At 68.2% G+C, this 8,885-nt stretch carries 10 protein-coding genes; 2 read left to right on the forward strand and 8 right to left on the reverse strand.

The features are described from left to right. Nucleotides 1-23: 23 nt before the first annotated feature. The 6 genes from rpsJ to HUW46_RS15605 all read right to left on the reverse strand — a co-directional run bounded on the left by rpsJ (nt 24) and on the right by HUW46_RS15605 (nt 5,578). The gene (rpsJ, locus tag HUW46_RS15580; protein ID WP_003883485.1) at nt 24-329 is read right to left on the reverse strand and encodes a 30S ribosomal protein S10; all 306 of its coding nucleotides are present in this window, start codon (nt 327-329) and stop codon (nt 24-26) included. A gap of 346 nt (nt 330-675) precedes the next feature. After that, entirely contained in the window at nt 676-1,869 is a 1,194-nt protein-coding gene (gene tuf, locus HUW46_RS15585; protein ID WP_215547957.1) for an elongation factor Tu, read from the reverse strand. A gap of 127 nt (nt 1,870-1,996) precedes the next feature. After that, on the reverse strand, nt 1,997-4,093 hold the full coding sequence (gene fusA, locus HUW46_RS15590) for an elongation factor G (RefSeq protein ID WP_215547958.1): 2,097 nt from the start codon (nt 4,091-4,093) through the stop codon (nt 1,997-1,999). 64 nt (nt 4,094-4,157) lie between these two features. Beyond that, complete coding sequence (gene rpsG / locus HUW46_RS15595) at nt 4,158-4,628, reverse strand: 30S ribosomal protein S7 (RefSeq protein WP_020662804.1); 471 nt, start codon at nt 4,626-4,628, stop codon at nt 4,158-4,160. Then, complete coding sequence (gene rpsL, locus HUW46_RS15600) at nt 4,628-5,002, reverse strand: 30S ribosomal protein S12 (RefSeq protein WP_003102113.1); 375 nt, start codon at nt 5,000-5,002, stop codon at nt 4,628-4,630. The genes rpsG and rpsL overlap by 1 nt, the downstream gene beginning before the upstream one ends. Before the next feature lie 432 nt (nt 5,003-5,434). Continuing rightward, nucleotides 5,435-5,578 (reverse strand): hypothetical protein, encoded by a 144-nt coding sequence (locus HUW46_RS15605; RefSeq protein ID WP_215547959.1) that lies wholly within the window; start codon nt 5,576-5,578, stop codon nt 5,435-5,437. Nucleotides 5,579-5,806: 228 nt separating this feature from the next. Between HUW46_RS15605 and HUW46_RS15610 the strand changes: the two genes are divergently transcribed. Both HUW46_RS15610 and HUW46_RS15615 read left to right on the forward strand, forming a co-directional pair. Beyond that, nucleotides 5,807-6,448: a hypothetical protein gene (locus HUW46_RS15610; protein WP_215547960.1), complete on the forward strand. Its 642-nt coding sequence runs from the start codon at nt 5,807-5,809 to the stop codon at nt 6,446-6,448. A 92-nt stretch (nt 6,449-6,540) separates the two neighbouring features. Beyond that, entirely contained in the window at nt 6,541-6,780 is a 240-nt protein-coding gene (locus HUW46_RS15615; RefSeq protein ID WP_215547961.1) for a hypothetical protein, read from the forward strand. Between the two features lie 65 nt (nt 6,781-6,845). On the opposite strand, the gene HUW46_RS15620 is transcribed toward HUW46_RS15615, so the two are convergent. Both HUW46_RS15620 and HUW46_RS15625 read right to left on the reverse strand, forming a co-directional pair. After that, nucleotides 6,846-7,070 carry a hypothetical protein gene (locus HUW46_RS15620; RefSeq protein WP_215547962.1) on the reverse strand — a complete coding sequence of 75 codons (225 nt, stop codon included), beginning with the start codon at nt 7,068-7,070 and terminating at the stop codon, nt 6,846-6,848. A 58-nt stretch (nt 7,071-7,128) separates the two neighbouring features. Then, nucleotides 7,129-8,865: a hypothetical protein gene (locus HUW46_RS15625; protein WP_331477251.1), complete on the reverse strand. Its 1,737-nt coding sequence runs from the start codon at nt 8,863-8,865 to the stop codon at nt 7,129-7,131. Between the last annotated feature and the right edge of the window lie 20 nt (nt 8,866-8,885).

An 8,885-nucleotide genomic window follows, 5' to 3' on the forward strand; every position in this document is an offset into this window, starting at 1 on the left:
TATCTCCGCCGCTCGCCCAACGCTTACTGGATGTTGACGTCGACGCTCGCCGGCAGATCGATGCGCATCAGCGCGTCGACCGTCTTCGGCGTCGGGTCGAGGATGTCGATCAGACGCTTGTGCGTGCGCATCTCGAAGTGCTCGCGCGAGTCCTTGTACTTGTGCGGCGAGCGGATGACGCAGTAAACGTTCTTCTCGGTGGGCAGCGGCACCGGGCCAACTACCGACGCGCCGGTGCGCGTGACCGTCTCCACGATCTTGCGCGCGCTCGCGTCGATCGCCTCGTGGTCGTAGGCCTTGAGCCGGATGCGGATCTTCTGTCCCGCCATGGTGGCTGCTCGTTCCTTGTCGTCTCGTGCCGCTTTGTCTCAAACCCGGCCGCGAAGGCCTTGGTTTTCGCAGTTCAACGGCCCTGTCCCCGGTCCACGCGGTCGGGCGTGTCGCGCCCGACCCACAGACGGATCCCGTGGGATCGTTGTCTTGCCTGGTTTGCCTCAACGTGAGGGGGTCACCGCGGTGACCCTTGCCCGCTCGCGCGGACCGTGGCCACTCGTGCAGAGGCGGCCGGAACCCCGAAGGATTCGGCCGCCCCACAACGAGCAACCCAAACAGTGTCGCACACGTGATTTGACGGCCCGAACCCGGGGGTGTAGTGCCCCGGGTTCGGGCGCCGAATCACTTGTTGATCTTGGTGACCTGGCCCGCGCCGACGGTCCGGCCACCCTCACGGATGGCGAAGCGAAGGCCCTCGTCCATGGCGATCGGCTGGATCAGCTGCACGCTGATGTCCGTGTTGTCGCCCGGCATGACCATCTCGGTGCCCTCGGGGAGGGTCACGACGCCGGTCACGTCCGTGGTGCGGAAGTAGAACTGCGGGCGGTAGTTGTTGAAGAACGGCGTGTGGCGGCCGCCCTCGTCCTTGGACAGGATGTACACCGAGCCCTCGAACTCCGTGTGCGGAGTCGTGGTGCCGGGCTTCACGATGACCTGGCCGCGCTCGACGTCCTCGCGCTTGATGCCGCGCAGCAGGAGGCCGACGTTGTCGCCCGCCTGGCCCGAGTCGAGCAGCTTGCGGAACATCTCGACACCGGTGACGGTGGTCTTGGTCGACTTCTCGCGGATACCCACGATCTCGACCTCTTCGTTGACGTTGACCTGGCCGCGCTCCACACGACCGGTCACCACGGTGCCGCGGCCGGTGATGGTGAAGACGTCCTCGATCGGCATCAGGAACGGCTTGTCGAGGTCGCGCACCGGGTCCGGCACGTTGTCGTCGACGGCGTTCATCAGCTCGAGCACGGTCTCGGCCCACTTCTCGTCGCCCTCGAGGGCCTTCAGGCCGGAGACCTTGACCACGGGGGCGTCGTCGCCGGGGAAGTCCTGCGCGGACAGCAGCTCGCGGACCTCCAGCTCGACGAGCTCGAGGATCTCCTCGTCGTCGACCATGTCGGCCTTGTTCAGCGCCACCACGATGTAGGGCACGCCGACCTGCTTCGCGAGCAGCACGTGCTCACGGGTCTGCGGCATCGGGCCGTCGGTCGCCGCGACCACGAGGATCGCGCCGTCCATCTGGGCGGCACCGGTGATCATGTTCTTGATGTAGTCCGCGTGACCGGGGGCGTCCACGTGGGCGTAGTGGCGCTTCTCGGTCTGGTACTCGACGTGCGAGATGTTGATCGTGATGCCGCGCTGCTTCTCTTCCGGCGCGTTGTCGATCTGGTCGAACGCCGAAGCCGTGTTCAGCTCGGGGTACTTGTCGTGCAGAACCTTCGTGATCGCCGCGGTCAGAGTGGTCTTCCCGTGGTCGACGTGACCGATGGTTCCGATGTTGACGTGCGGCTTGCTCCGCTCGAACTTCGCCTTCGCCACTGGAATGTCCTCCTGGACTGTTTTGCTTGGTGCTCGCCTGCCGGCGTGGCTGCCGACGGGCGATTCGGTATCTGTCGGTTACCGCGGACCGTGAGGAGTGTTCCTTACGCCCGCGAGCGTGGGGGAACTACTCCCCCGTCGCCTTCGCGACGATTTCCTTCGCGACGTTCGCGGGAACCTCGGCGTAGGAATCGAACGTCATGGAGTAGTTCGCACGACCCTGGGTACGGGACCGCAGGTCGCCGACATAGCCGAACATCTCCGACAGCGGAACCAGTGCCTTCACGACACGGGTGCCCGCACGCTCCTCCATGGCCTGGATCTGGCCACGGCGAGAGTTGAGGTCGCCGACGACATCACCCATGTAGTCCTCGGGTGTGGTCACCTCGACCGCCATCAACGGCTCCAGGATGACCGGGTTCGCCTTCCGCGCGGCTTCCTTCAGCGCCATCGAACCGGCGACCTTGAACGCCATCTCCGAGGAGTCGACCTCGTGGTACGCGCCGTCCAGCAGCGTGAACTTCAGCCCGACCAGCGGGTACCCGGCCAGCACGCCGTACTGCATGGCGTCCTGCGCACCGGCGTCGACCGACGGGATGTACTCCCGCGGCACGCGACCACCGGTGACCTTGTTCTCGAACTCGTACAGCGCGCCGTCGCCGGTGGGCAGCGGCTCCAGCTTCACGATGACCTTGGCGAACTGGCCGGAACCACCGGTCTGCTTCTTGTGCACGACGTCGAGCTTCTCGACGGTGTTCTTGATCGTCTCGCGGTAGGCGACCTGCGGCTTACCGATGTTCGCCTCGACCTTGTAGTCGGACTTCATGCGGTTCACCAGCACCTCGAGGTGCAGCTCGCCCATGCCCGCGATGATCGTCTGACCGGTCTCCTCGTCCTGGTTGACCTGGAAGGTGGGGTCCTCCTCGGCCAGCTTCTGGATCGCGATCGACAGCTTTTCCTGGTCCGCCTTCGTCTTCGGCTCGATGGCGACCCGGATGACGGGCTCCGGGAACGTCATCGACTCGAGCACGATCGGGTTCTGCGGGTCCGCCAGGGTGTCACCGGTGGTGGTGTCCTTCAGGCCCTGGACCGCGTAGATGTGGCCGGCCTGGCCGACCTCGACCGGGTTCTCCTTGTTGGAGTGCATCTGGAACAGGCCGCCGATGCGCTCCTTGCGCTCCTTGGTCGCGTTGACGACCTGGGCGCCCTTGGCGACCTGACCCGAGTAGACCCGGATGTAGGTCAGCTTGCCGAAGAACGGGTGCGCCGCGATCTTGAACGCGAGGGCGGCGAACGGCTCGTCGGTCGCGGCCTTGCGCGCCGCGGTCTCGCCGTTGGGGAGGATGCCCTCCACCGCGGGCACGTCGAGCGGCGACGGCAGGTACTCGATGACCGCGTCGAGCATGGGCTGGACGCCCTTGTTCTTGAACGCGGAACCGGCGAGCACCGGGTACGCGGTGCGGTCGACGGTCACCTTGCGGATGCCGGCCCTGATCTCGTCCTCGGTCAGCGCCTCGCCCTCGAGGAACTTCTCCATCAGCGCGTCGTCGGTCTCGGCGACGGCCTCGAGGAGCTTCTCCCGGTACTCCGCCGCCTTGTCGGCGAGATCGGCCGGGATGTCCTCGACGGTGTAGTCCTCGCCCTTCTTGACCTCGCCGCGCCAGACCAGGGACTTCATCCGGACCAGGTCGACGACGCCCTCGAAGTCGCTTTCGGCACCGATCGGCAGCTGGATCACCAGCGGGCGGACGCCGAGGCGGTCCTCGATCGTCTGCACCGTGTAGTAGAAGTCGGCACCCAGCTTGTCCATCTTGTTGACGAAGCAGATGCGCGGGACCTCGTACTTGTCGGCCTGGCGCCAGACCTGCTCCGACTGCGGCTCGACACCTTCCTTGCCGTCGAACACCGCGACCGCGCCGTCGAGCACCCGCAGGTTGCGCTCCACCTCGACGGTGAAGTCGACGTGCCCGGGGGTGTCGATGATGTTGAGCTGATGGTCGTCCCAGAAGGTGGTGGTGGCAGCCGAGGTGATGGTGATACCCCGCTTCTGCTCCTCCTCCATCCAGTCCATCGTCGCGGCGCCGTCGTGGACCTCACCGATCTTGTAGTTGACCCCGGTGTAGAACAGGATCCGTTCGGTGGTGGTGGTCTTGCCGGCGTCGATGTGAGCCATGATGCCGAAATTGCGGACCTTGTTCAGGTCGGTCAGCACGTCACGTGCCACGAGAATGTTCCCCTGTCTCAAGCGTGGGGCCCGGCCTGGCTTTTGGTCGACAGCCGGGCGTGATTCACCAGCGGTAGTGCGCGAAGGCCTTGTTGGACTCGGCCATCTTGTGGGTGTCCTCGCGGCGCTTCACGCTGGCCCCGAGTCCGTTGCTCGCGTCGAGCAGCTCGTTCTGCAGGCGCTCGATCATCGTCTTCTCGCGGCGGGCCTGCGAGAACGACACCAGCCAGCGCAGCGCAAGGGTGGTCGAGCGGCCGGGCTTGACCTCGATCGGCACCTGGTAGGTGGCGCCACCGACGCGGCGGCTCTTCACCTCGATGGAGGGCTTCACGTTGTCGAGCGCGCGCTTCAGCGTGACGACCGGGTCGGTGCCGGTCTTCTCGCGAGCGCCTTCGAGAGCGCCGTAGACGATGCGCTCGGCCAGTGACCGCTTCCCGTCCTTCAGCACCTTGTTCACCAGCTGGGTGACCAGCGGCGAGGCGTAGACGGGGTCGGAGATCAGCGGCCGCTTCGGGGCCGGACCCTTGCGGGGCATTAGCTCTTCTCCTTCTTCGCGCCGTACCGGCTGCGCGCCTGCTTGCGGTTCTTCACACCCTGGGTGTCGAGCGAACCGCGGATGATCTTGTAGCGAACACCCGGGAGGTCCTTCACACGACCACCGCGCACGAGCACCATCGAGTGCTCCTGCAGGTTGTGGCCCTCACCGGGGATGTAGGCGGTGACCTCGATGCCGCTGGTCAGCTTCACACGCGCGACCTTGCGCAGCGCCGAGTTCGGCTTCTTGGGGGTCGTGGTGTACACGCGGGTGCACACGCCACGCCGCTGCGGGCTCCCCTTGAGGGCCGCGGTCTTCTGCTTGGCAGCCTTGTCCTGGCGGCCCTTGCGGACCAGCTGCTGGATCGTGGGCAATGGACCAGCTTTCTGTCGCGATCTTGCTTACGTCTTCTTCTGCGTTGTTCAGTGGAGAGCTCTCCACCTGCGTGAACAGCGCCCCTATGCCGTCTCCCCGGTCCACGCGGTCGGGCGTGTCTGCCCGCGTCAGGATCTTCCGATCCGTAACTTCCCATCGGGGTTTCCGTGGAACTGCTTGTGCTCGCCCCGGATCGCCTCGCCGGTCCACCGGGCACCGGAGGAGCCCGTCGATACCTGATGGCATACGGAGCGGCCCGACGCCTGCCGGGCACGGTCGTCAAAGATACCCGGCCGTCTCACGGGCGGCAAAATCGGGGGTGGCAACGAGGCCGATCACCCAGTCTAGCGGCTTGTCGGCCCCGATGGCGGCAATGAGACGACCCGGGTGTTTCAAACACCCGGGCCGTCGTAAGCATTCCCCCCTGCCGGTCAGTCCTCGTCCGGCTTGGCGTGATCCGGCTTCCCCGGGTTCGGGTCACGGGAGAGGTCGATCAGCGGGTGCCGCTCGGCACCTTCCGGCGCCGCCCTGCGGCCCGTGCTCACCGGCTCCCGCTCGTTCTGCTCGTCCACCATGCCTCCTCCTCTTCGCGTGGTGTGACCGGGTCGCACGGTACCGATGGCGGACGCCCCCGCCCGAGACGGCACCCCCGCCCCTTTTCCGAACCAGACACCCCGCACATTCCGGGCGACCTCGCGTCGTCGCCCGCGGGGCCCTGAAGTGCGTTTAGCGGGCTAAACGTCGCGGGCGGACTTCCCGGTGAGGCGGCGACCTGGGGGTTCGGCGCCCCGTAGGATCCGGGGGTGGCCGGGCGGCGCGGTGGGCGCGAACTGACGCCGGGGCAGTGGGCCCGGCGGAACGGCGCGGCGCTCCACCTCCCCGGCGACGGCCGCGCCCCGGCCTTCGGGTACTTCCCCAACGCCAAGCAGCGGACGACCTTCGCGCACCTGACCGCGCAGGCGCCGCCCTACGACTACGCGCTCGAACTGCGCGCCGACGGCCACGCGGTGCTGGCCTTCGAATACCGCCCCGCGGGCGAGGACGGCACGCCCGGCACGGGCCGCAGCCACATGGTCCAGGTCTGGACGCCGCCGGTGCCCGCGCTGACCTTCGACACCGGGCTCAAGAGCATGCTGGGATCGATCCGCACCGACGCCGCGGCCTACGAAGCGCCGGGCACCGTCCGCACCGGGTACCCCGAGTTCGACGCCAGGTTCACCGTCTACTGCGAGCACCCCGACTTCGCGCGCGGCGTGCTCGTCGCGCCCCTGCTCCGCTGGCTGCTCGACGATCCCCGCACCCCGGGTTCCTTCTCCCTGCTCAACTCGGTCGCGCTCGTGCAGGGCGACCGCAAGCTCGTCCCCACCGAAATTCCGGAGACGGCGGGCTTCCTCATCGATTTCGTGAACGCGTTTCCGGCGCATACCTGGCAATACCGGAGATAGGTTCCCACCCCGTGGGCACAATGCGAGGGATCCGCGATTTCGTGCGATGATTCCCGCGGCAGCAGAATACCTATCCGAAAGGTGCCACTGGTATGCGGAAAACTCTTGTCAGGGGCGTGGTCGCGGCGACGCTCGCGGGCGCGGCGATCGTCGGCGCGGCGGCTCCGGCATTGGCATCGGAAACCCCCGGTCCGGTGATCGTCGACGAGCCGGACACCAGCGGGCTGAACAACGTCTGGACGTTCGCGCCGCTCGGCGTGCCCGTGCTCGGGCTGATCCAGTCGGTCGTGCAGGCACCGGGCAAGCTCCTGCCGAACCCGGCCGGCTACTGAGCGCACGAGAAACCGCTCCCGCGCTGACCGGACAGCGCGGGAGCGGTTTTTTGGTGTCCTACAAGCTATCCGCCGACCAGGGTGATGAGCCCGTACACGGGCGCGAGCAGGTTCGCCGGGGCCAGGATGGTGGGCTCGAGCAGCGGCCCGAGGTCCACACCCGGGAGCAGCCAGATGGGTGTCCCCGACTGAGCGTGCGACGGCGCGGCGTCCGCGATTCCCCCGGCGACGCCCGCGAACGCGGCGGCCGCGGCGACCGTCACGGCGGCGCGTGCGGCAATTCTCTTCACGATTTCTTCTCCCTCATTCCATGGATTACGGTTTCCCGCTCGACCGGACGAGCGGAAGTCAGGATTTGAGCGGCACGCTCACCGGTACGACAGTTCCTTCCGGCACCCACTGCCCTCGATAGTCGCGCGCCATCACCATTCCCGGCGGATGCGGTTCGTTCGGGTACATCGGCATCGCGTTCACCTGCGCCGAGGCGAAGATCTGCACCTCGCCGCCGACCGAGCGCCATTGGTCGCCGAGCCAGTTCCGGAATCCCGCGACCGACGGGCTCTCCCCGCCGAAGCCGTTCCCGACGGTCACCGCGTAGCTCACCGCGAGCTGCTCCCGCGGGTCGAACCGCAGCGGGATCGACGAGCTGGCCACCAGGTTCACGATCGGCCCGTGCAGCAGCCACGGCGCCGCGTACAGGCCGTAGCCGTAGGTGGGCCTTTCCCGTTGTGCCGCCGCCGCGTCCCGCATGGTCCGGTAGCCGAGGTCCCATCCGGAGACGACCACGAGCGCGCCGTCGGGGCTCTGCCCCGCCGCGACCGGGATGTTCCTCCGCGCCGCCGCTTCACGGACGACCTTCGCCGCAGCGGCACCGCGTGCGGTCTCGTCGGCGACGAGGTCGATGACCGGTGCCTTGCGCTCGGCGAGGAATCCGACGAGCTTGCGCAGCGCGTCCGCGTCTTCGTCGCCGAGCGCGTCCGACGGGCAGGCGGTGAGGACGGTGCGGCGATTGTTCAGCAGGCCGCCGAGCGCGGCCGCCGCGCATTCCGGGCCGTCGCTGCCCGCCGCGCTCGCGACACCCTTGTCCGTGCCCGCGTCGACTTCGACTTTCGCGGGCGAATCGTTCTTCGTGATGACCAGGTCGCTGCGGCCGTCGGGCAGGTCCACCTCGGCCCAGCTGCCTTCGGCGCCCGCCCGCGCGGACGCCCGCACGGGTTGTCCCCCTTCGACGGCGACCGACACCTCGCCCGCCGTCGCGGGCACGTGCACCAGGTTCCGGCCTGGTCGCTGCGGGCTGACGAGCACCGGAACGTCTTGGTCCGCCACGGAAACCGAGGCGAGCAACGGCACGCCGGGCACCGGCAGTTCCGGCGGTTTCGGGATCGCGGCAAGCGCGCTCCAGGCGACGAAGCCCACCGCGACCGCCGCGGCACCGAGCCGGTAGGTCCGGCCTGGGTCGGCGCGCGGGACGGCCGCGACGACCGTCGCCACGAGCGCCAGCGCGACGATCGCGAGCAGCGCGACCCCGAACGCGCTGCCGTAGAGCCTGCGGTCGAATCCGATGCCGGACAACGCGAGCTGCGTTCCGCCCGCGAGGACGAGCAGCCCGCCGAGTGTGATCGCGAGCGGCCCGAGCCGCAGCGACGAACTGCGCCATTCCTCCGGTGCCACCCCGAGCGACAGCGCGGCGACGCCGAGCCACACCGTGGCGCCGGCGACGAACACCGTGTCGACCGCGAAGTCGATGCCGGAACTGCCGAGCGCGGTCTCGATCACGAGGAGCACGACCAGCACCGCGGACAGCCAACGGGCCACGCCCGGTTTCGGCAACAGGCCCGCGATCGCGACGGCGAGCGCCGCGTGCACGACCGCGCCGACGACGTTCGCGTCGACGGTGAAGATCGAGACGATCGCGAGCACCGCGGAAACCCCGGCCAGCGCGGCGACGACCACGGTGAGCCTGCGCCCGAGCTCACCGACCAGGGGCCGCAGCAGGCCGACTCCGGCCACCACCGCGCTGCCGAAGAGCAGCACGAGGCGCAGGAGGAGCGCCACGACGTCGACACCGGCCGAGCCGGTGCTCATCTGTGCACCATGGTCCATTG

It is taken from the genome of Amycolatopsis sp. CA-230715, from assembly GCF_018736145.1.
Lineage (GTDB): Bacteria > Actinomycetota > Actinomycetes > Mycobacteriales > Pseudonocardiaceae > Amycolatopsis.

Coding starts and splice junctions, on each gene's coding strand:
- HUW46_RS15625 (WP_331477251.1), bottom strand. CDS start 8,865: ATGAGCACCGGCTCGGCCGGTGTCGACGTCGTGGCGCTCCTCCTGCGC.
- rpsG (WP_020662804.1), bottom strand. CDS start 4,628: ATGCCCCGCAAGGGTCCGGCCCCGAAGCGGCCGCTGATCTCCGACCCC.
- rpsJ (WP_003883485.1), bottom strand. CDS start 329: ATGGCGGGACAGAAGATCCGCATCCGGCTCAAGGCCTACGACCACGAG.
- HUW46_RS15605 (WP_215547959.1), bottom strand. CDS start 5,578: ATGGTGGACGAGCAGAACGAGCGGGAGCCGGTGAGCACGGGCCGCAGG.
- HUW46_RS15615 (WP_215547961.1), top strand. CDS start 6,541: ATGCGGAAAACTCTTGTCAGGGGCGTGGTCGCGGCGACGCTCGCGGGC.